Genomic DNA, 21,184 nt, shown 5'->3' on the forward strand with positions numbered 1-21,184 from the left:
TGGCGACCAGGTTACCGGTGATCAACCCCGCCTGGCGACAGAACTGCACGAAAGCTCGGCAAGTCGCCTGGAACGCTGCACCGTTGTCCTTGCGAAAGTCGGCAATGGTCTTGAAATCGGCGCCAAACGGCCCAGCAGCCACATCACTTCAACATTGCGCTGGCACTCAGCCTCCAGACGGCGCGATGAGCGGATGCGCTGAAAATAGCCATACAGGTAAAGCATGAGCAGATCGGCCGGGTCATAGCCAGGACGCCCCGTGCGATGAGCCTTGGCTTTGCTAAAGCCCAATGCCTGAAGATCCAGCCTCGCTACATAGGCCTCGATCACCCGAACCAGATGATCCTCGGCGATCAGCTCCTCCAGCGTGACCGGAAATAGACTGCTTTGCCCGCGACCTTCGCCCTGGATATAACCCATAAACGACAATGCCCCTATCAACCGATAGAGGCATTGTCTTCAACTCACCCTCGGACTGCTAGGTTTTCACACAGTCTGCGCTGGCGCCCTTTTCATTTGTCCGAGCGTTGCTGCTCACGCTGGAAGCGTTGCCACAAGGCCTCGGCACCTTCGAACTCGGTACCATCCTCCTCGCCCAACGCCTCGGGATCAAAACGCTGTACGCAGCCCTGGCCGATCACCTGAGGTGCCGTGGCCGTGCCGGGTGCATCCGCCTCTTCGTCAGCCATGGCGATCAGCCTCGTGAGCGGCCTTGTTCATGCTGAGCGAATGCCTTCACCGCCAGTAGCACGTCGTGGCGGCTGATCTGGCCGACCAACCTACCCCCTTCGACCACCGGGAAGCGGCGACGGCGGCCTTTGAGAAAGCGCTCGGCCACGTCGATGATGTCCGCCTCGGGCGAGGTGGTTTCCACGTTGGTGGTCATGTACGAAGCGATGGTGCCGCCGGTGGCTTCGTAATAGGCACCCTGCAGGATGCCCCGCAGGCAGTCGCCCTCCGACAACAGGCCAACCAGGCGCCCCTGGCCATCGACCACCGGCGCCCCGGAAATGCGATGTTCGAGCAATCGATTGATTGCGGTGAACAGATCGGTATCGGCATGAAAGGTCACCAGGTGACGAGTCATGTAATCACGCACTTTTACGGACTTGAGCATGAACGCGAACTCCTTGTTCGAGCATCGGGCCAGACGGCTCAGTCGAACACCACCGTCTTGTTGTTGTGCACCAGCACTCGGTCTTCCAAGTGATAGCGCAGACCACGAGAAAGCACCATCTTTTCCACGTCCTTACCGAGGCGCACCATCTCTTCGATGGACTCGCGGTGGCTGACGCGAACCACGTCCTGCTCGATGATCGGGCCGGCATCCAGCTCTTCGGTCACGTAGTGGGACGTCGCGCCGATCAGCTTGACGCCGCGTAGCGAGGCCTGGTGGTAAGGCTTGGCGCCGACGAACGATGGCAGGAAGCTGTGGTGGATGTTGATCACGCGCTGCGCATAGTCCTGACACAATTTGGGCGGCAGGATTTGCATGTAGCGCGCCAGTACGATGACGTCCGCCCGCTGTTCTTCGACCAGTCGCGCGACCTCGTCGAACGCAGGCTGCTTGTCTTGCGGATCCACCGGCACATGGATGAACGGAATGCCATGCCACTCGACCATGCTGCGCAGGTCGTCGTGGTTGGAGATCACGCAAGGAATGTCGCAGTCGAGTTCGTTGCTGTGCCAACGGTGCAACAGATCGGCCAGGCAGTGGGATTCGCGGCTGGCCATCAGCACCACGCGCTTCTTTTGCGCCGAGTCGGTGATGCGCCACTCCATGGAGAATTCCCGGGCGATCGGCGAGAACGCCTGGTTGAAACCGTCCAGGTCGAAAGGCAATGAATCGGCACGAATTTCATGGCGCATGAAAAACCAGCCGCTCTGCGTATCCGAATGATGGCTCGCTTCGGTGATCCAGCCGTTGTAGGTCGCCAGGAAGTTACTGACCTTGGCCACGATGCCGGTACGATCAGGGCAGGCGATTACCAGCCGAAAAGTGCGCATGAACAACTCCAGAGAATTAGCGAAGGCGCGCATTTTAGCCAGACTAACGAAAAACTGCAGTATCTCGTGCAGGCCACCGCCCGCTACGCCATGGCCGCAGCCAGACGGCTGAAAAACAATTGGCTTAATTCACGCAGCTGCCTGTGCTGTAACCGGTTAAATGACCTTGTTTTTTAAGTGGCAGTTAAACGCGATGAATTGTTGCTGCCGCTGCAACTTCTTTTGTTCCAATGCGTCTATTTACTACAAAGCGGTTTACTTGAAACCGGCCGCTGTCTACTATAAGCAACACTTGTTCACACCTCCCCTTGCATTGTATTAAAGGTACGCCCATGTCTCTGATCACCGAATACCGCAGCCTCGAAGAAAACATCAAAGAACTGCAAGAGCGCCTGAAAAACCTGTCGCAAGACGACAAGCTGAAAAAAGAACTGGAATTCGAAGGCAAATTGCGCACGCTGATGGGTGAATATCAGAAGTCCCTGCGCGACATTATCGCCTTGCTCGATCCTGAAGCCAAAGTTGGCAAGGCACCGCGCACTGCGGGTAAAGCAGCGGCCACTGGCAGCAAGCGTGCTCGCAAAGTTAAGCAGTACAAAAACCCGAACACCGGTGAAGTGATCGAAACCAAAGGCGGCAACCACAAGACCCTGAAAGAGTGGAAAGCCAAGTGGGGCGCCGACGTCGTCGAAGGCTGGGCCACCCTGCTGGGCTGATGCCAGACCGGGGCGGTGAGTCCATGAAGAACGCCAGCATTGCTGGCGTTTTTTATGGGCGGTTATTCAAGTCGATTCAATGGTGAGACTTCGCTGGCCCCACCGCATGACCAACACGCGGCGCCGCTTTTATCTCCCCTGGTGTTGTAATCCGTATCGCTGACGCAACTGCTGCGCGTGCTCGATCCAGGCTTGCAATATCAGACGCTGGCTATCTGTGGCCGCGTTCAAATAAGCCGCCATGTCCGTCTCGAAGCTCGCCAAGGTATTCGGCGCCCCCCATTCGCTTTGGGTAAGACGCTGACGGCAGAAGGCGTGCCAGCGCTGTTGCTCTTCACCGTCGAGCGTCGTCGGGAAGTTGCGAGCCCGGTAACGAAACAGCAACTCGGGCAAGCGCGCATCATCGAACGGCCAGGACGCGGCCATCAATTGCGCCGGGTCACAGTTGCGCACCTGCTCGCACAATCGCCGGTCACGGTCACCAATAAAGCCGTCGTATAACTGCTGCTCGGGATCGACGGTCGCTGCGAAACTTTCTTCTGCATAAACCTGCGGCAATTTGTCTCGCCATTGTTCCTGACTGTCTGCCAGCCGCTGCGCCCGCGTCAGGAACTCGGCCTTGTCCAGTTGCAGGCGCTGACAGTCCTGCTCACGCAACACTCCGAGCGGCGCGACCACCGGGCAACGGTTTATATGGATGAGTTTGAGCGGCACCGGCAGCTCGCCGCCCAGTTCATCGCGCCGGGTATACAGGCGGCGACGCAAGGTGTCGGCATCCTCATTCAGCAAGGGCGCAGCATCGAGGTGCAGGTCGCAGACGATCAGGGCGTTACGGTTGCGCGGGTGCCAGGCCAGCGGCAGCACGATCGCCAGATAATGACGGGCCCCGGAAAAACGTCCGGACACATGCACCAGGGGTTGCAGCAGGCGAACCTGGTCGAGCACCTGTTGCTTGCTGCGCAACCCGTAAAGGTAGTCGTAGAGCTTGGGCTGGCGCTCGCGGATCAGGCGTGCCAGGGCGATGGTCGCGCGCACATCGGACAGCGCATCATGGGCCTGGCCATGGTCGATGCCATTGGCGGCAGTGAGCCGCTCCAGCTTGAGGCTGACGCCGTGCTCATCCTGCGGCCATTCGATGCCTTCGGGGCGCAGCGCATAAGCGGTGCGCACCATATCGATCAGGTCCCAGCGGCTATTGCCGCCCTGCCACTCGCGGGCGTAGGGGTCGAAGAAGTTGCGGTACAGGCTGTAGCGCGTTACCTCATCATCGAAACGCAGGCTGTTGTAGCCCACGCCACAGGTGCCAGGCCTCGCCAACTCGGCGTGCACACGAGTCATGAACTCGGCTTCACCCAGGCCCTCACGCGCCAGACGATCCGGACCGATGCCGGTGATCATGCAAGCTGCCGGGTGCGGCAGGATATCGTCGCTGGGCTGGCAGTACAGGTTGATCGGCGCGTCGATCTCGTTGAGCTGCTCATCGGTGCGGATCCCGGCGACCTGCAGCGGCCGGTCACGGCGCGGATCGATGCCGGTGGTTTCGTAGTCGTACCAGAACAGGCTGGAAGGCACGGCGAACTCCTGTGTGGGCACCTCTGAAAACGCAGCGATGGCAACGCAGATAGTTTAGAGGTGTCCTGTGGCGAATGAGCGTCGCAGTCTAGGTGGGTTGCGCAGCGATCACAAACCACGACGTGTCGCAAAAACTTGATGGCCGTCACGGGCCTCGCCATAGGCTGGCAAGCGAGCCCTTGTTAGGGATTTGCTCCGCTATTAACATTAGGAAACGATCTTATTACCGCTCGCCAAGGATGAATCATGAGTGACGTTACTTCCAATCCCTATGCCGTTCCCGCCAGCCAGTTGCAGGACGTACCCACTGGCGATCAGGCACCGAGTGTCGAACAGGCCCTGAGCCGCGGTTACGACTTCACCATTGGCGGCCTGCTCAGCGAAGCCTGGCAGCTGACCAAGGGCACCAAAGGCATCATCATCGGCGGCTTTCTGATCTTCTACGTGGCGATCCTGGTGGCCTCGTTCGTGGTCGGTGCGGTACTGGGCATCTTCAGCCTGTTCAGCGATAACCTGGTACTGATCATCATCGGCCAGTTGCTGACCACCATCATCGCTTCCGCAGTGAGCTACCCGTTCTTCGCCGGTCTGAACATGGTCGGCATTCGCCGCGCCGCTGGCCAGCCGTTCAGTTTCAACGAAATCTTCAGCCACTTTGGCAGCCTGGTGCCGCTGCTGATCGCCGCCGTATTGATGATGGTGCTGATCTACCTCGGCATGATCCTGCTGCTGATCCCCGGTATCTACCTGGCCGTGGCCTACATGCTGGCGATCCCGCTGATCGTCGAGCGCGGCCTGTCGCCCTGGCAGGCCATGGAAGCCTCGCGCAAGGCCATCACCCAGCACTGGTTCAAGGTTTTCGGCCTGTTTCTGCTGCTTGGTCTGATCGTCATCGTCAGCGCTATCCCACTGGGTATCGGCCTGATCTGGAGCATTCCGCTGTTCGTGATGGTCATGGGTGTGCTGTACCGCACCATCTTCGGCGTTCTGCCCGTCGCTCGCTGACAAAGCACCTGCAGCCAGGGCCGCGTTCGCGCGGCCCTGTTGCTTCCCGCCCCGCTGCTGGCTAGCATCGGGCTTTGCTCCGTACGACGTGACGATGCCGCTTTCCTCTTCCTCCTCCGTTCCTCGATCTCAGCAGACGGTGCTGGACACGCGCTATCAGGTGGAAACCCCGGAAGGGATCGACCTCGCACTGCGTCCCGCCGGCCTGGTGCCTCGCGCATTGGCCTTCACCATCGACCTGTTGATCCGCGGCGCCATTCTCGCCTTCGTCTACCTGACGCTGGGCCTGTTCGGCAAGCTGGGCATGGGCCTGGCGACCATCGCGCTGTTCCTGGTGACTTGGTGGTACATGGTGCTGTTCGAGGTGCTCAACCAGGGCCGCTCGCCGGGCAAGCAACTGCTTGGCCTACGCGTGGTGCATGACGATGGCACGCCGATCGGCTGGCCGGCATCGCTGACGCGCAACCTGTTGCGCTTCGTCGACCTGCTGCCGTTCGCCTACGCCCTGGGCATTATCAGTTGCCTGAGCAGCCGCGGCTTCAAACGTCTCGGCGACATCGCCGCCGGTACCCTGGTGGTCTACCGCGAGCAACCCATCGAGCGACCCAACCTGCCCGAGGCCGAGGCCCTGCCAGCGCCCTTCGTGCTGGATTTCGCCGAACAGCGCGCCGTACTGGCCTTCGCCGAACGTGGCGAAGGCTTGTCGACCGCACGCCGCGCCGAGCTGGCGGGCATTCTCGCCGAACCGCTGCAGGTCGACGCCAGCCAGGCGGAAGGCCGCATCAATGGCATCGCCCGCGGCTTGTTGGGCCCGACATGAAACAGAGCGTTTTCGAAAACCGTCATCAGCCCCAGTGGCAGGCCTTCGCCGAGCAGCTCACGCGCCTCGAGGCCGGTGGCCGCGATGCGGAAAAGAGCCGCACCTTCGCCGCCGAGTACCGCCGCCTCTGCCAGCACCTGGCCCTGGCCCGGGCGCGGGGTTACAGCAACCACCTGATCGAGGAACTGCAGCACCTGGCCCTGCGCGGCCACCAGCAGTTCTATCGGCATCGTAGCGCCATCGGCCCGCAGCTGATCGGCTTCGTGCTGGCTGGCTTCCCGCGTCTGGTGCGCGAAGAGTGGCGCCTGGTGAGCATCGCCAGCCTGCTGTTCTTCGGCAGCCTGGCGCTGATGGGCGGCCTCGTCTACCTGTTTCCCGACCTGGTCTACAGCGTCATGGATCCGGCCCGGGTCAGCGAGATGGAGAGCATGTACGACCCCGACACCACGCGCCTGGGCCGCTTTGGCGAGCGTGACTCGGGCGATGACTGGATGATGTTCGGCTTCTACATCATGAACAACATCGGCATCGCCTTCCAGACCTTCGCCAGTGGCCTGCTGTTCGGCGTCGGCAGCCTGTTTTTCCTGCTGTTCAACGGGCTGATGATCGGCGCGGTGGCCGGCTACCTGACGCAACTCGGCTACAGCGAAACCTTCTGGTCGTTCGTGATCGGCCACGGTGCCTTCGAGCTGACCGCCATCGCTCTGGCGGGCGCAGCGGGCCTCAAGCTCGGCGGGTCGCTGCTGGCCCCCGGTCGCCTGCCGCGCGGCGAGGCATTGCGCCTGGCGGCGATCCGCGCCGTGCGACTGCTCGGCGGCGCCGCGCTGTTCCTGCTGATCGCGGCCTTCATCGAGGCCTACTGGTCATCCATGACCTTCTCGACGCCGGCGGTGAAATACTGGGTGGGTGCCGGCCTGTGGGCGCTGGTGCTGGCGTATCTGGGCCTGGCAGGCAGGAGGCAGCATGCGCCTGACTGACGCCAGCGTGGCGATCCGCCCGCGCACGCCGTGGGAAGCCATCGACCTCGGAGTGCTGATGGCCCGCCAGCACCGCCGCCTGCTGATGGCCAGCTGGGCCGCAGTGACCCTGCCGCTCTTCGCGGTGCTCTGTGCGCTGCTCTGGCAGTATCCGTCCTGGGTGATGCTGGTGTTCTGGTGGCTGAAACCAGCCTACGAGCGGCTACCGCTGTACATTCTGTCGCGCTCGCTGTTCGGCGAGGCGCCGACCCTCAAGCAAGCGCTGAAGGCTTTTCCGGGGCTGCTCAAACCGCAACTGCTGGCTAGCCTGACCTGGCGCCGCCTGAGCCCGACGCGCAGCTTCGATTTGCCGGTGCTGCAGCTCGAAGGCCTGAAAGGTAAGGCGCGCACCCAACGCCTCAACGTGCTGGCGCAGCGCGATGCCGGCGCTGCAACCTGGCTGACCGTGGTCGGCATGCACCTGGAAACCGCCCTGTGGATCGGCCTCGGCAGCCTGGTCTACTTGCTCATTCCCACCCAGGTCTCCACCGAGTGGGACTGGCAGAGCCTGATCAATGGCGACACCAGCGACTGGCTGTGGCTGGAGCACTTGTCCAACCTCGGCTATGCGCTGCTGCTGATTCTCTGGGGGCCGATCTACGTGGCCGGCGGCTTCAGCCTCTATCTCAACCGCCGTACCGCCCTGGAGGGCTGGGACATCGAACTGACCTTCCGGCGCCTGCGCCAGCGCCTGACCGGCGTGGCCTACGCCGTGCTGCTGGGCGTCGGTGTGCTGGTGCTGCAAGCCCCGACGCCAGCCTTCGCCGACTCATCCGCCAGCTGTCCACTGCCCAGCGAAGACCCCAACGGCCCGGAAGCGGCGCGCATGCTTGCCCAGCCACTGACCAGCCAGGCCTCGCGGGAAGCGGCGCTGCAGATTCTCGACGCGCCGCCGTTCGAGAACCGGGAAACCGTGACCCGCTGGCGCTTCGGTGAGGAAACCAAGAAAGACGAGCCCGAGCCGCCCGAGAACCTGCAGAAACTGCTCGACCTGATCGAGAACTGGGGCGCCCTGAAAGGTCTCGCGCTGTTCTTCGAAGCGGCCCTGTGGGCCCTGGTGATCGGCGTCATCGCCCTGGTGCTATGGCGCTACCGCGAATGGCTCAGCACCTTCGTCAGCCGCGGGCGCTTCAAGCTTGCGCGCAAGAGCGAATCCCCCGATCAGCTGTTCGGCCTGGACGTGGTGCCGGAAAGCCTGCCGAACGACGTGGCCAGCAGCGCCGAACGACTCTGGTCACAAGACCCGCGCGCCGCCCTGGGCCTGCTCTACCGCGCCCTGCTAAGCCGCCTGATCCACGACCACAAACTGCCGCTGAAGAGCTCCCACACCGAAGCCGAGGTGCTGCCACTGGTCGATGGCCTCGACGACCCCGAGCTGAGCAACTTCAGCCAGACCCTCACGCGCCACTGGCAGAACCTTGCCTACGGCCATCGCCTGCCGCCGGCCGAGCTGTGCCCGGTGCTGTGCAATGACTGGCGGCGCCTGGTCGAACAAGGGGGCCGCCCATGAGCCGCGCCTTGCGTTTCGGTCTCGTCGCCGTGTTAGTGATCGCCCTTGGCCTGCTCGGCAACTACCTGCTGCAGCGCGCCGAATCCTACGAGGAAGTGGTCACCCACGGCCCGTCCCCCGAAGCACGCGCCAATCCCTACCTGGCCGCCGAACAGTTCCTGCGCAAGCAGGGGCTCGAGGTGACCCACGCCGACAACCTGGCCGGCCTCGACAGCCTGCCAAGTCGCGGCCACACCCTGCTGCTGCTCGCCAACCGCAGCAACCTCACGCCGCGACAGAACGAGCGCTTGCTGGAATGGACTGCCCGCGGCGGTCACCTGCTGTTCATCGCCGAACGCATGTGGGACGAGGAACAGCGCAAGAGCGGCGACGGGCTGCTCGACAAACTGAACGTGCAGCAGTACCCGGTCGAGCAGCTCGACGAGGAAGACGCCGAGCAGGAAGGCGACGGTGCTGCCGACGAACAGCCAGGCGAGCCGGCCAGCGAAGAGGACCAGCAGGAGCCGACGGACGCCTACCCGAACCTGACCAAGCTGTACCTGGAAAACGAGCAGGCGCCGGCCTATGTCGGCTTCGATACCGACTTCCACCTCTATGACGCCGACAACCTGGCCCATGTCTGGGCCAACAGCGGCGAAGCCACGCACCTGCTGCAGATCTACCACGGCGACGGGCTGATCAGCATCGTCACCGATGCCTGGATCTGGCAGAACGCCACGCTGGGCGATTACGACAACGCCTGGCTGCTCTGGTACCTCAGCCAGGACAGCGCCGTGACCCTGGTCTACAACGCCGACCGCGATGATCTGCTGACCCTGCTGCAACGCCACTTCAGCCCCGCGCTGCTGGCCCTCGGCCTGCTGCTGGTGCTGACGCTTTGGCACGCCGGTCAGCGCCGCGGGCCGCTGTTGCAGCCGCAACCGGCCAGCCGCCGGCAGTTGCAGGAGCATCTGCGCGCCGCCGCCGACTTCCTGTTGCGCCAGGGTGGCCAGCAACGCCTGCTGGGCAACCTGCAGCAGGACATCCTGCGCCGCGCCCGCCGTCGCCACCCCGGTTTCGAGCGCCTTGCCGTGGCCGACCAGTGGCAGATCCTCGGCCGCCTCAGCCGCCAGCCGTCGACCATCATCAGCCAGGCCATGCGCCCACTGGGCCAGAAACGCCTTTCCGCCAGCGACTTCACCCGCCAGGTCGCCCACCTGCAAACACTCAGGAATGCCCTATGAGCGAAAATACGCCCGACCAGCCGAGCAGTCCGATCAGCGAGTCCGCAGCAGCGCCAGCCGCTGCCCCGACCGCCAGCAACATCGCCCAGCAGCGCCAGCGAGCCAGCCAACTGGCCCAGGGCCTGCGCCAGGAACTGCAGAAGGCGGTGATCGGCCAGACCGCGGTGATCGACGACGTGCTCACCGCGCTCATCGCCGGCGGCCACGTGCTGCTCGAAGGCGTACCCGGCCTCGGCAAGACCCTGCTGGTACGCGCCCTGGCCCGCTGCTTTGGCGGCGAGTTCGCCCGCATCCAGTTCACCCCCGACCTGATGCCCAGCGACATCACCGGCCACGCGGTGTACGACCTGCAGAGCGAGCAGTTCAAGCTGCGCAAGGGGCCGATCTTCACCAACCTGCTGCTCGCCGACGAGATCAACCGCGCGCCGGCCAAGACCCAGGCCGCGCTGCTGGAAGTCATGCAGGAGCGCCAGGTGACGCTCGAGGGCCGTCCGCTGGCGGTGCCGCTGCCCTTCATGGTACTGGCCACCCAGAACCCGATCGAACAGGAAGGCACCTACCCGCTGCCGGAAGCCGAGCTCGATCGTTTCATGCTCAAGCTGCACATGGATTACCCCGAGCAGGACGAAGAGCTGAACATGGTCCGCCAGGTCACTCGCTCACCGAAGGCCGACATGCTCGACGTCACCCCGTTGCGCACCCTGCTGCAGGCCAAGGACGTGCTGATCATGCAGAAGATCGCCAGCGACCTGCCACTCGACGATCAGGTGCTCGACTATGCCGTACGCCTGGCCCGCGCCACCCGCAGCTGGCCGGGCCTGGCCATCGGTGCCGGCCCACGTGCGTCCATCGCCCTGGTGCGAGGCGCCCGCGCCCGCGCCCTGTTGCGCGGGGGCGATTTCGTGCTGCCCGACGACATCAAGGGCTGCGCCCTGGCGGTGCTGCGCCACCGCGTGCGCCTGTCGCCGGAGCTGGATATCGAAGGGCTGTCGGTCGACCAGGTTCTGCTGCAGCTGCTCGACCAGGTGCCTGCGCCCCGTCTATGAGCGAATCGAACCGGGATAAAGCGGCATGAGGCCCTCTTCCACCCTGCTGCGCCTGCTGGCCGGATTGCTCGTGATCGCCATCGTGCTCGGCGCGCTTGACGCGCTGTCGGTGGCGGTGCCCGAGCGTCTCATCACCCTGTGGTGGGGCCTGTTGTTGCTGCTCACCGGCGCGGCGCTGGTCGATGCCCTGCGCCTTTCCCGCCTGCCCTCGCCACGCCTGCAGCGCCAGTTGCCGGGCAATTTGCCGCTGGGCCGCTGGAGCGACGTGCGCCTGAGCGCCGAGCACGCCTACAAGAACGGCCTGCACATCGAGGTGTTCGATCACGCGCCTCAGGACATGGCCGTCGAGCACATGCCGCAACGGGTCGAGCTGCGTCCTGGCGAGCACACCACCTTCACTTACCGGGTACGCCCGCTGGTGCGCGGCCACTTCGTATTTCCACGCTGCGAAGTCAGCCTGCCGAGCCCGCTGCGCCTGTGGCAATCGCGCCGCACGCTCGACATCCGCGACGAAACCCGCGTCTATCCGGACTTCGCCCGGTTGTACGGTGCCCAACTGATGGCCGTGGACGACTGGGTCAGCCAGCTGGGCGTGCGCCAGCGCCAGCGTCGCGGCCTGGGTCAGGAATTTCATCAGTTGCGCGAATTTCGCGAAGGCGACACGCTGCGGCAGATCGACTGGAAAGCCACTGCCCGCAAACGCACGCCGATCGCCCGCGAATACCAGGACGAGCGCGACCAGCAGATCCTCTTCCTGCTCGACTGCGGGCGGCGCATGCGCAGCCAGGACGGCGAGCTGTCGCACTTCGACCATGCCCTCAACGCCAGCCTGCTGCTGGGCTACGTAGCGCTGCGCCAGGGCGATGCGGTGGGGCTGATGACCTTTGCCAGCAAGCAGCGCCGCTACCTGCCGCCAGTCAAGGGCCAGGCCCAGGTCAACGTGCTGCTCAACGCCGTGTACGACCTGCAGAGCACCCAGCGCCCGGCCGACTACAGCGATGCGGTGGACGCCCTGCTCAAGCGCCAGAGCCGCCGCGCCCTGGTGGTGCTGATCACCAACCTGCGTGACGAGGACGACGAAGACCTGCTGGCCGCCGTCAAGCGACTCGAACGTCGCCATCGGGTGCTGATCGCCAGCCTGCGCGAGGACGTGCTCGACACCCTGCGCCATACCCCGGTGCAGGACTACGAATCAGCGCTGAATTACTGCGGTGCGGTGGATTACCTCAATGCCCGCAACACCCTGCATGAGCGCCTGGCGGCCCATAACGTGCCGGTGCTCGACGCGCGCCCGGGCGAGCTTGGCCCCGAGCTGGTCAACCGTTATCTGGCCTGGAAGAAAGCCGGGGTGCTGTAGGAACCTGCTCAGGGTCAGCCCCGTGAAAGCAGGTTCCAGCCCCGCGGCCTCGCGCTGGCGTTACTTTGTAACCGGCTACTGCCCAGGCATGCGCCTTTCCTTATACTGCGCTCCCCTCTTCCAGCCTGTGGAGCTTGACCCGTGAACTTCTCGTCCTGGACACCCAAGGAGCGTCTGATTTGCGCAGCGTTCTTCGCCGTGGCCATTGCTTGCCTGCTGTACGGTTTCGCCTCGGGCGTTGCGCCGATGAGCAGCGAGTTCTTTTCGATGTTCGCCGTGGTTTCGCTAATCATCGGCCTGGCCCTGACCCCGCGTTTCATGCTGCAGCCACTGAGCGAGAGCCTCGGCAGCAACCTGTCCACCCCGCTGCGCATCGCGCTCGGTTTCTTCTGCGCCTTCCAGCTGGTCGCGGTCATCCGCGTACTTGCAAGCTGAGCAGACTAAAGCGGCGTGACCGTAACCTGCACATCAGGGTCATGATGGCCGCCGCCGAGAATCACCCCGCGCAGGGGTGACACGTCCCCGAAATCACGTCCCCAGGCCAGGGTGATGTGCTCCAGCGCCGGCAGCAGATTGTTGGTCGGGTCGAAATCCACCCAGCCGTTGTGCGGGCAATACACCGATACCCAGGCGTGGGAAGCATCGGCACCGACCAGCCGCGCCTGTCCCGGCGGTGGCTGGGTCAGCAGGTAGCCGCTGACGTAGCGGGCGGCGAGCCCCCGCGAGCGCAGACAGGCGAGCATCAGGTGAGCGAAGTCCTGGCACACCCCGCGGCGCTGCTCGAGCACGCCTGCCAGCGGCGTCGCCACCAGGGTGGCGCTGGCGTCGAAGGTGAATTCGCCGTGGATCTTCTGCATCAGCGCCTGCACCGCTTCCAGCAGTGGGCGATCGACTGGGAAGCAGTCGGCCGCGAAGGCTTCGAACGCCGGTTCCAGGCCCACGTAGGGTGAGGCGAATCGGTAGCGCAGCGCCTCCAGGGCCTCTGCAGCCCAGGCGCGTCGCTGGTAGCGCAGGGCCTGGCGTACGGAGGTCCAGGATGGCGAGCCATGCAGGTCGACCGGGCGGCGCGGCAGCACTTCGACGGTCAACTGCGCCCGTACGTGCAGGGCGTCGTGGGGCCGCTCGAAGGCCAGGCGGGTTAGCGGGTTGCCGAACACGTCGACGCCATCGTGGCGCTGACAGGGCTGAGGGCCGACCTGCAGGTCGTGCATCAGGCAGCGCTGCCACGGGCAGTCGCGCGGCCACAGGTGCGCCAGTTGCTGGGCCAGGGAAACCGGCGCCGCGTAGCGGTAATGGGTGTCGTGCAGCACCTGGTAACGGCGACTCATGACGACTGGGTTCCCTGGCTGGCGGCCACGTGGGCGAAAAAGCGCAGGCTCAGTTGCTCGGAAACCGCTCCGGCGGCCTGGCCGATGGCATCGAGCAGCTCGCCCAGCCCTTCGAGCACGGCGCGAATGCCGCCGCTGCCGAACAACGGGTTTTCCAGGCTGTGGAGATCGAAGGCGCTCAAGCGACGTTCGAGTTGCGCGAGCGCGGGATTGGTCGGGATGTCGAAGCCCTGGGCGAGGCGTTTCAGGGCACGCAGCAGCAGGCGCAGCTGATACAGCACGGCGTGCGGGTTGCGCTCATCGAGCAGCAGCAGGTCGAGCACCGGAATCAGCTGTGCGCTGGCCATGTAGCGCGTGCGGTAGGTGATCGAGCTGTTGCCCAGCTCCAGCAGCCAGTCCAGTGCCGAGGCGTCGTCGCTGGCGCCGATGCGCAGGAAGCCACCGATGCTGTCGCAGAGAAACTGCAGACGCTCGATGCAGCGGCCGATCATCAGGAAGCGCCAGCCGTCATCGCGGGTCATGTCATCGAGGGCGAACCCGGACAGCGCAGCCAGCGAGATCATCAGTCGATTGAGTACATCCAGCAGTTGCCCGAGGTCGCCGTCACGGCCCTCCAGGCGTTGCAGGTCGCGCTGCAGTTCCACCATGGCCTGCCAGTTGGCCTGGGACAGCTTGCCGCGCACGCTGCCGGCCGTCCATTGCAGGCGCTGCAGGTTGACGCGCACGCTGGCCGGCCACTCGCTGCCGAGCAGCGCCTCGCGCAGACGCGCCTCCACGCTGCCGTGGGCGTCGTCAGGCAGGGTGCCGAGCTTTTCGGCGAGCTGGAACATCGCCTGCAGCGCACGCGGGTCGTCGTCGTCATCGACGTAACGCGCCAGCATGATGCGCAACAGCCGTGCATTGTCCTCGCAGCGCTCGCTGTAGCGCCCGAACCAGAACAGGTTTTCCACCACCCGCGAGGGCAGATAGGGGTCGCTGCGCACCAGATCGGCTGCGCCCAGGGCCCGCGTGCCCTGCCATTGCTCACTCGGCGCCTGGCGTTCGCCCAGCACCCAGGTGTCCTTGCTGACGCCGCCGCGCTGCATCGACACCACCTCGGCATCGGCTGCCACGGCAACCCGGGTCAGGCCGCCGGGCATCACCCGGTAGCCGTCACCGCTGGCCACGGCGAACACGCGCATGCCGATGGTGCGCGGCTGCATGCCCTGCTCGCCGAGCCACACCGGCGCCTGGGAGAGTTGCACGGGTGCCTGGGCCACATAGGCCTCGGGCTGCTGACGCAGGTGACTGGCCAGCTGCTCGGCATCAGAGCCGCTGCCCTGCCCCGGCGTCAGACGCTGGGCAGCCGAGCAGGGGCGGATCAGCCAGTTGGGCAGGTCTTCAAGCACCTGCGCCAGTACTGGCGCCTCCCCACACCAGGCACTGGCGATGCCCGGCAGCGACAGCGGCTCGCCGAACCATCGCTGGCTGATCGCCGGCAGGAATGCGCTCAGGCCCGGTGCCTCCAGCAAACCGGAGCCCAGGGCATTGGCCATCAGCACGCGGCCCTGGCGTACCACTTCCAGCAGCCCGGGCACGCCGAGCGCCGAATCGCTGCGCAGCTCCAGAGGATCGCAGAAATCGTCATCGAGCCGGCGCAGCACGGCATGCACCCGCTGCAACCCCGCAAGGGTCTTGAGGTACAGCGTGGCGTCGCGCACCGTCAGGTCGCTGCCTTCCACCAACGGGTAGCCGAGCTGGCGCGCCAGGTACAGGTGCTCGAAATAGCTCTCGTTGAAACGCCCGGCGGTCAGCACCACCACCAGCGGGGTGTCGTTGCCGGCTGGCGCCTGGCTGGTCAGGGTGTCCTGCAGGGTGCGAAAGAAACTGGCCAGGTGCTGCACGCCAAGATCGCGGTACAGCTCGGGAAAGGCCCGCGAGATGATCTGCCGGTTTTCCAGGGCAAAGCCGGCACCGACCGGCGCCTGGGTGCGATCGGCGACCACGTGCCACTGGCCGTCCGCCGAACGGGCCAGGTCCGCGGCATACAGGTGCAGATGGGTGCTGCCAGGCGGCTGGACGCCCTGGCACGGCCACAGAAAGCTCTCGTGGCCGAACACCAGCTCCGGCGGCAGCAAACCCTCGGCCAGCAAGCACTGCGGGCCGTAGAGATCGGCCAGCACCTTGTCGAGCAGCCCCGCGCGCTGCGCCACGCCCGCAGCGATGGCCTGCCATTCGGCCGCCGGTATCAGATTGGGCAGCAGGTCCAGCTCCCAGGGCCGATCGGCGCCATCGGGATCGGCGTAGACGTTATAGGTGACGCCGTTGGCCTGGATCTGCCGGGTGACCATGGCCTGGCGCTGCTGCAACTGCGCGGGCGTATTGCGCCGCAGTTGGCTCAGCACGGGCCGCCAGTGCGCGCGCGCCTGCCCTTGGCGGTCGAGCAGTTCGTCGTAGGCCGCCTCGTCAGGCAGGTAACCGGCAAGCAGATCAGGCATGAAGATTCCAGTGCGGGACGTCGATGGCGCAGCAATCACGCGCGCCGTGAAAGCGTAGCCGTTGTAGGCGTCGATCGGCCAGCGAGATATGCGCCAGCGCGCCGCCACGCACCGGGGCCGCACGATGCCCCTTCGCCAGCGCCCCGTGCTTCCGTTACCATCGGCACACTCAGTAGCGAGACGCGGCATGTATATCTATCGATTGGTTCTGATTCTGGTAGTCGGCATCTACCTGTTCTCGCCTGCCATCATGGACTGGTGGATCGACCCCAACGGTGCCTGGTACCGCCCCTACATGCTGTGGCTGATCCTCATCGTGGTGACCTTCATCCTGCAGAGCCAGCGCGATGCCGACGAGCTCTGACCCGATGCGCCAGCCAAAAATCCCCGCCGCCCCTGACTCGCCGAGCCGTGAATGCCGATGAACTTTAGCCTCGGTGGGCTGATGCTGATCAGCGCCGCCTACCTGCTGGTGCTGTTCGCCGTCGCCTGGTGCGCCGACCGCGGCCTGATTTCGCGCCGGCTCATCCGCCATCCCTTGACCTACACCCTTTCACTGGGCGTGTACGCCAGCGCCTGGGCCTTCTATGGCAGCGTCGGCCTGGCCTATCAATACGGCTACGGCTTCCTGGCCAGTTACCTGGGCGTGACCGGCGCATTTCTGCTCGCCCCGGTGCTGCTCTACCCCATCCTGCGCATCACCCGCACCTACCAGCTGTCGTCACTGGCGGACCTGTTCGCCTTCCGTTTCCGCAGTACCTGGGCCGGTGCGCTGAGCACCCTGTGCATGCTGATCGCCGTACTGCCGCTGCTGGCTCTGCAGATCCAGGCGGTGACCGATGCCATCGGCATCCTCACTCGCGAGGCGGTGCAGCCACAGGTCGCCCTGGCGTTCTGCGGGCTGTTCATCCTGGTGACCATCCTGTTCGGTGCGCGTCACCTGGCCACCCGGGAAAAGCACGAAGGCCTGGTGTTCGCCATCGCCTTCGAGTCGGTGGTCAAGCTGCTGGCCATGGGCGCCATCGGCCTCTACGCGTTGTATGCGGTGTTCGACGGCCCCCGCGAGCTGGAGCAATGGCTGGTGCTCAACCAGGCGGCCCTGGCCAGCTTGCACACGCCCTTGCAGGAAGGTCCGTGGCGCACCCTGCTGCTGGTGTTCTTCGCCTCGGCGATCGTCATGCCGCACATGTACCACATGACCTTCACCGAGAACCTCAACCCACGCGCGTTGGTCAGCGCCAGCTGGGGCCTGCCGCTGTTCCTGCTGCTGATGAGCCTGGCCGTGCCCCTGGTGCTGTGGGCAGGGTTGCGCCTGGGCTCGACCACCAGCCCGGAGTATTTCACGCTTGGCCTGGGCATCGCCGTGGACAGCCCGACACTTGCGCTGATCGCCTACATCGGCGGCCTGTCGGCCTCCAGCGGGCTGATCATCGTCACCACCCTGGCGCTGTCCGGCATGCTGCTCAACCACGTAGTACTGCCGCTCTATCAGCCGCCGGCCGAAGGCAACATCTACCGCTGGCTGAAGTGGACGCGCCGGGCGCTGATCGTCGTCATCATTCTGGCCAGCTATGCCTTCTACAACCTGCTCGACGCCCAGCAGGATCTGGCCAACCTGGGCATCGTCTCCTTCGTCGCTACCCTGCAATTCCTGCCCGGCGTGCTCTCGGTACTGTACTGGCCGACCGCCAATCGCCGCGGTTTCATCGCGGGATTGCTGGCCGGTATCGCGGTGTGGGGGGTGAGCATGCTGTTACCGCTGCTCGGTACGCTGCCGGGCCTGTACGTGCCGGTGCTGGATCTGGTCTACGTGCTCGACGACAGCAGCTGGCATCTGGCAGCCATCGCCTCGCTGGCCATCAACGTGCTGGTGTTCACCCTGGTCTCGGTGTTCACCGACTCCAGCCCCGAGGAAGACAGCGCCGCCGAAGCCTGCGCCGTGGACAACGTGCGCCGCCCGCAACGCCGCGAGTTGCTGGTCTTGTCACCCCAGGAATTCGCTGCCCAGCTGGCCAAGCCGCTGGGGGCCAAGACCGCCCAGCGCGAGGTCGAACAGGCCCTGCGCGACCTGCACCTGCCCTTCGACGAAAGCCGCCCCTATGCGCTGCGCCGCCTGCGCGACCGCCTGGAGGCCAACCTGTCCGGCCTGATGGGCCCCAGCGTGGCCCAGGACATCATCGAATCCTTCCTGCCCTACAAGTCCGGTAGCGAAGGCTACGTGACCGAGGACATCCACTTCATCGAGAGCCGTCTGGAGGATTACCACTCGCGTCTCACCGGCCTCGCCGCCGAACTCGATGCCCTGCGCCGCTACCATCGCCAGACCCTGCAGGAACTGCCCATGGGCGTCTGCTCGCTGGCCAAGGATCACGAGATCCTGATGTGGAACAAGGCCATGGAAGAACTCACCGAGATTCCCGCCCAGCGCATCGTCGGCTCGCGCCTGTCGACCCTCGCCGAGCCATGGCGCGAATTGCTGCAGAGCTTCACCGAGATTCCCGACGAGCACCTGCACAAGCAGCGCCTGGCACTCGACGGCCAGACCCGCTGGCTGAACCTGCACAAGGCGGCCATCGACGAACCCCTGGCGCCCGGTAACAGCGGCCTGGTGCTGCTGGTCGAGGACCTTACTGATACGCAGATGCTCGAAGACAAGCTGGTGCATTCCGAGCGCCTGGCCAGCATCGGCCGCCTGGCCGCCGGGGTGGCCCACGAAATCGGCAACCCGATCACCGGCATCGCCTGCCTGGCGCAGAACCTGCGTGAGGAACGCGAGGGCGATCCGGAACTGACCGAGATCAGCGGACAGATCCTCGAACAGACCAAGCGGGTCACGCGCATCGTTCACTCACTGATGAACTTCGCCCACTCCGGCAACCACCAACAGGCGGACGAACCGGTGTGCCTGGCCGAAGTCGCCCAGGAAGCCATCGGCCTGCTGGCCCTCAACCGGCGCAGCGTCGACGTGCAGTTCTTCAACCTGTGCGACCCTGGGCACCGCGCCGGAGGCGACCCCCAGCGCCTGGCCCAGGTGCTCATCAACCTGCTCAGCAATGCCCGCGACGCCTCGCCCGAAGGTGGCGCGATCCGCGTGCGCAGCGAAGCGTCGGAACACACCGTCGACCTGATCGTCGAGGACGAAGGCAGCGGTATTCCCAAAGGTGTGATGGACCGGCTGTTCGAGCCGTTCTTCACCACCAAGGACCCCGGAAAAGGAACCGGACTCGGCCTCGCGCTGGTCTATTCCATCGTGGAAGAGCATTATGGCCAGATAACAATCGACAGCCCGATCGACCCCGAGCAGCAACGTGGCACCCGTATCCGGGTGACGCTGCCGCGGCACATCGAGGCGATGCCACTGGCGAACTAAATTCCGAAGAACCGCATTCCCGGGGATGCGCGTGGCCCATCTTGGCCGCAGCACCGCGAAGCAGGTTCCGAGACCGTCGAGAGAATTCGTTTAAATGCCTCATATCCTGATCGTCGAAGACGAAACCATCATCCGCTCCGCCCTGCGTCGCCTACTCGAACGCAACCAGTACCAGGTCAGCGAAGCCGGTTCGGTACAGGAAGCCCAGGAACGTTTCGATATTCCCGGCTTCGATCTGGTGGTCAGTGACCTGCGCCTGCCGGGCGCACCGGGCACCGAGCTGATCAAGCTGGCCCAAGGCGCGCCGGTGCTGATCATGACCAGCTATGCGAGCCTGCGCTCGGCGGTCGATTCGATGAAGATGGGCGCCGTCGACTACATCGCCAAACCCTTCGACCACGACGAAATGCTCCAGGCCGTAGCGCGCATCCTGCGTGATCGCGAAGCACGCAATCAATCCGCCGGCGCCCCTGCCGCGGCACGCGGCGCCGACAAGGGCGACAAGGCGGCCACCGGCGAGATCGGCATCATCGGCTCCAGCCCGGCCATGCTGGAGCTGTACAGCAAGATCCGCAAAGTGGCGCCCACCGACTCCAACGTGCTGGTGCAGGGCGAGTCCGGCACTGGCAAGGAACTGGTCGCCCGTGCCCTGCATAACCTCTCCAAGCGCGCCAAGGCGCCGCTGATTTCGGTCAACTGCGCAGCGATTCCGGAAACCCTGATCGAGTCCGAGCTGTTCGGCCACGAGAAAGGCGCCTTCACCGGGGCCAGCGCCAGCCGCGCCGGCCTGGTGGAAGCGGCCGACGGCGGCACCCTGTTCCTCGACGAAATCGGCGAACTGCCCCTGGAAGCCCAGGCGCGTCTGCTGCGCGTGCTGCAGGAGGGCGAGATCCGCCGGGTCGGCTCGGTGCAATCGCAAAAGGTCGATGTACGCCTGATCGCCGCGACCCACCGCGACCTGAAAACCCTGTCGAAGACCGGCCAGTTCCGCGAAGACCTTTATTACCGCCTGCACGTCATCGCCCTGAAGCTGCCGCCGTTGCGCGAGCGCGGCGCCGACGTGCTGGAAATCGCCCGCGCCTTCCTGGCCCGCCAGTCGGCACGCATGGGCCGCACCGACCTGCACTTCGGCCCCGACGCTGAGCAGGCCATCCATCATTACAGCTGGCCGGGCAACGTGCGTGAGCTGGAGAACGCCATCGAGCGTTCGGTGATCCTCTGCGACGGCAGCACCATCAACGCCGACCTGCTGGGTATCGACATCGAGCTGGAGGACTTGGACGAAGACGTGTTCATGGGCCTGGCGACGCAAAGCGCTGCGGTCAACGCGACCAGCCAGGATCCTACCGAAGACCTGTCACTTGAAGACTACTTCCAGCACTTCGTGCTCGAACATCAGGACCACATGACCGAGACCGAGCTGGCCCGCAAGCTGGGCATCAGCCGCAAATGCCTGTGGGAGCGCCGTCAGCGTCTGGGCATTCCGCGCCGCAAGTCGGGCGCCGCCAGCGAGTAGGCAACGCGCGGCGCTCTAGGGCGGGTGTTACCGCCGCTCATCACAACACGTAACAAAGCCGGGGTTTACGGTAACGGAATCCCGGCTTTTTTCTGCCCAGAGAAATGATGAAAATATTAACTATATGATTTTAAAGGAAAAATAAAAACTGGCACGCTGAATGCTTTATCTCTTGCACAACAACAATAACAAGCATGACCCACGATAATAAAAATAAGACG

At 64.7% G+C, this 21,184-nt stretch carries 18 protein-coding genes and 1 pseudogene; 12 read left to right on the top strand and 7 right to left on the bottom strand.

Features of this window, described 5'->3' with window-relative positions; translation table 11 throughout:
• The 4 genes and pseudogenes from BVH03_RS15020 to purU all read right to left on the bottom strand — a co-directional run.
• Window positions 1-420: pseudogene (locus tag BVH03_RS15020) on the bottom strand (transposase); the annotation flags it as partial.
• Window positions 421-512: 92 nt separating this feature from the next.
• Window positions 513-689, bottom strand: coding sequence for a hypothetical protein (locus BVH03_RS26380; protein ID WP_168175626.1), 177 nt, complete (start codon window positions 687-689; stop codon window positions 513-515).
• Window positions 690-694: 5 nt separating this feature from the next.
• Window positions 695-1,117 carry a CBS domain-containing protein gene (locus BVH03_RS15025; RefSeq protein ID WP_075961919.1) on the bottom strand — a complete coding sequence of 141 codons (423 nt, stop codon included), beginning with the start codon at window positions 1,115-1,117 and terminating at the stop codon, window positions 695-697.
• Window positions 1,118-1,155: 38 nt separating this feature from the next.
• Window positions 1,156-2,007, bottom strand: coding sequence for a formyltetrahydrofolate deformylase (gene purU / locus BVH03_RS15030; protein ID WP_075961920.1), 852 nt, complete (start codon window positions 2,005-2,007; stop codon window positions 1,156-1,158).
• A gap of 332 nt (window positions 2,008-2,339) precedes the next feature.
• On the opposite strand from purU, the gene mvaT reads away from it, so the two are divergent.
• Window positions 2,340-2,723, top strand: coding sequence for a histone-like nucleoid-structuring protein MvaT (gene mvaT, locus BVH03_RS15035; protein ID WP_075961921.1), 384 nt, complete (start codon window positions 2,340-2,342; stop codon window positions 2,721-2,723).
• A 129-nt stretch (window positions 2,724-2,852) separates the two neighbouring features.
• On the opposite strand, the gene sbcB is transcribed toward mvaT, so the two are convergent.
• Complete coding sequence (sbcB, locus tag BVH03_RS15040; protein ID WP_075961922.1) at window positions 2,853-4,295, bottom strand: exodeoxyribonuclease I; 1,443 nt, start codon at window positions 4,293-4,295, stop codon at window positions 2,853-2,855.
• Between the two features lie 246 nt (window positions 4,296-4,541).
• Between sbcB and BVH03_RS15045 the strand changes: the two genes are divergently transcribed.
• From BVH03_RS15045 to BVH03_RS15080, 8 genes are all read left to right on the top strand, one after another.
• On the top strand, window positions 4,542-5,300 hold the full coding sequence (locus BVH03_RS15045) for a hypothetical protein (protein WP_075961923.1): 759 nt from the start codon (window positions 4,542-4,544) through the stop codon (window positions 5,298-5,300).
• Between the two features lie 94 nt (window positions 5,301-5,394).
• Window positions 5,395-6,120 (top strand): RDD family protein, encoded by a 726-nt coding sequence (locus tag BVH03_RS15050; RefSeq protein ID WP_075961924.1) that lies wholly within the window; start codon window positions 5,395-5,397, stop codon window positions 6,118-6,120.
• Window positions 6,117-7,097 (top strand): stage II sporulation protein M, encoded by a 981-nt coding sequence (locus tag BVH03_RS15055; protein ID WP_075961925.1) that lies wholly within the window; start codon window positions 6,117-6,119, stop codon window positions 7,095-7,097. The genes BVH03_RS15050 and BVH03_RS15055 overlap by 4 nt, the downstream gene beginning before the upstream one ends.
• Window positions 7,084-8,646 (top strand): DUF4129 domain-containing protein, encoded by a 1,563-nt coding sequence (locus BVH03_RS15060; RefSeq protein WP_075961926.1) that lies wholly within the window; start codon window positions 7,084-7,086, stop codon window positions 8,644-8,646. Before BVH03_RS15055 ends, BVH03_RS15060 begins: the two co-directional genes overlap by 14 nt.
• Entirely contained in the window at window positions 8,643-9,869 is a 1,227-nt protein-coding gene (locus tag BVH03_RS15065; protein ID WP_075961927.1) for a DUF4350 domain-containing protein, read from the top strand. The genes BVH03_RS15060 and BVH03_RS15065 overlap by 4 nt, the downstream gene beginning before the upstream one ends.
• Complete coding sequence (locus BVH03_RS15070; RefSeq protein ID WP_075961928.1) at window positions 9,866-10,915, top strand: MoxR family ATPase; 1,050 nt, start codon at window positions 9,866-9,868, stop codon at window positions 10,913-10,915. Before BVH03_RS15065 ends, BVH03_RS15070 begins: the two co-directional genes overlap by 4 nt.
• A 25-nt stretch (window positions 10,916-10,940) precedes the next feature.
• Entirely contained in the window at window positions 10,941-12,272 is a 1,332-nt protein-coding gene (locus BVH03_RS15075; protein ID WP_075961929.1) for a DUF58 domain-containing protein, read from the top strand.
• Window positions 12,273-12,413: 141 nt separating this feature from the next.
• Complete coding sequence (locus BVH03_RS15080) at window positions 12,414-12,707, top strand: hypothetical protein (protein WP_075961930.1); 294 nt, start codon at window positions 12,414-12,416, stop codon at window positions 12,705-12,707.
• Window positions 12,708-12,712: 5 nt separating this feature from the next.
• On the opposite strand, the gene BVH03_RS15085 is transcribed toward BVH03_RS15080, so the two are convergent.
• Together BVH03_RS15085 and BVH03_RS15090 are read right to left on the bottom strand one after the other, a co-directional pair.
• Window positions 12,713-13,600 (bottom strand): transglutaminase family protein, encoded by an 888-nt coding sequence (locus tag BVH03_RS15085; protein ID WP_075961931.1) that lies wholly within the window; start codon window positions 13,598-13,600, stop codon window positions 12,713-12,715.
• Entirely contained in the window at window positions 13,597-16,077 is a 2,481-nt protein-coding gene (locus tag BVH03_RS15090; RefSeq protein ID WP_075961932.1) for a circularly permuted type 2 ATP-grasp protein, read from the bottom strand. The genes BVH03_RS15085 and BVH03_RS15090 overlap by 4 nt, the downstream gene beginning before the upstream one ends.
• 187 nt (window positions 16,078-16,264) lie before the next feature.
• Here BVH03_RS15090 and BVH03_RS25970 point away from each other — a divergent pair, with 187 nt between their 5' ends.
• The 3 genes from BVH03_RS25970 (at window position 16,265) to BVH03_RS15100 (ending at window position 20,963) form a co-directional block, all read left to right on the top strand.
• Window positions 16,265-16,441, top strand: a complete 177-nt coding sequence (locus BVH03_RS25970; RefSeq protein ID WP_042556252.1) for a hypothetical protein — start codon at window positions 16,265-16,267, stop codon at window positions 16,439-16,441.
• A gap of 51 nt (window positions 16,442-16,492) precedes the next feature.
• A complete protein-coding gene (locus BVH03_RS15095) occupies window positions 16,493-19,447 on the top strand; it encodes a sensor histidine kinase (protein WP_168175627.1) in 2,955 nt (984 codons plus the stop codon).
• Between the two features lie 94 nt (window positions 19,448-19,541).
• On the top strand, window positions 19,542-20,963 hold the full coding sequence (locus BVH03_RS15100; protein WP_075961934.1) for a sigma-54 dependent transcriptional regulator: 1,422 nt from the start codon (window positions 19,542-19,544) through the stop codon (window positions 20,961-20,963).
• The last annotated feature ends 221 nt before the right edge of the window (window positions 20,964-21,184 follow it).

Origin of the sequence: Pseudomonas sp. PA15(2017), assembly GCF_001945395.1 — a bacterium.
Classification (GTDB): Bacteria; Pseudomonadota; Gammaproteobacteria; order Pseudomonadales; family Pseudomonadaceae; genus Aquipseudomonas.

Bases quoted from the DNA above. Each gene is read 5' to 3' on its own strand.
- BVH03_RS26380 (WP_168175626.1), bottom strand. From the start codon at position 689: ATGGCTGACGAAGAGGCGGATGCACCCGGCACGGCCACGGCACCTCAG.
- BVH03_RS15025 (WP_075961919.1), bottom strand. From the start codon at position 1,117: ATGCTCAAGTCCGTAAAAGTGCGTGATTACATGACTCGTCACCTGGTG.
- purU (WP_075961920.1), bottom strand. From the start codon at position 2,007: ATGCGCACTTTTCGGCTGGTAATCGCCTGCCCTGATCGTACCGGCATC.
- mvaT (WP_075961921.1), top strand. From the start codon at position 2,340: ATGTCTCTGATCACCGAATACCGCAGCCTCGAAGAAAACATCAAAGAA.
- BVH03_RS15045 (WP_075961923.1), top strand. From the start codon at position 4,542: ATGAGTGACGTTACTTCCAATCCCTATGCCGTTCCCGCCAGCCAGTTG.
- BVH03_RS15050 (WP_075961924.1), top strand. From the start codon at position 5,395: ATGCCGCTTTCCTCTTCCTCCTCCGTTCCTCGATCTCAGCAGACGGTG.
- BVH03_RS15055 (WP_075961925.1), top strand. From the start codon at position 6,117: ATGAAACAGAGCGTTTTCGAAAACCGTCATCAGCCCCAGTGGCAGGCC.
- BVH03_RS15060 (WP_075961926.1), top strand. From the start codon at position 7,084: ATGCGCCTGACTGACGCCAGCGTGGCGATCCGCCCGCGCACGCCGTGG.
- BVH03_RS15065 (WP_075961927.1), top strand. From the start codon at position 8,643: ATGAGCCGCGCCTTGCGTTTCGGTCTCGTCGCCGTGTTAGTGATCGCC.
- BVH03_RS15070 (WP_075961928.1), top strand. From the start codon at position 9,866: ATGAGCGAAAATACGCCCGACCAGCCGAGCAGTCCGATCAGCGAGTCC.
- BVH03_RS15075 (WP_075961929.1), top strand. From the start codon at position 10,941: ATGAGGCCCTCTTCCACCCTGCTGCGCCTGCTGGCCGGATTGCTCGTG.
- BVH03_RS15085 (WP_075961931.1), bottom strand. From the start codon at position 13,600: ATGAGTCGCCGTTACCAGGTGCTGCACGACACCCATTACCGCTACGCG.
- BVH03_RS15090 (WP_075961932.1), bottom strand. From the start codon at position 16,077: ATGCCTGATCTGCTTGCCGGTTACCTGCCTGACGAGGCGGCCTACGAC.
- BVH03_RS25970 (WP_042556252.1), top strand. From the start codon at position 16,265: ATGTATATCTATCGATTGGTTCTGATTCTGGTAGTCGGCATCTACCTG.
- BVH03_RS15095 (WP_168175627.1), top strand. From the start codon at position 16,493: ATGCCGATGAACTTTAGCCTCGGTGGGCTGATGCTGATCAGCGCCGCC.
- BVH03_RS15100 (WP_075961934.1), top strand. From the start codon at position 19,542: ATGCCTCATATCCTGATCGTCGAAGACGAAACCATCATCCGCTCCGCC.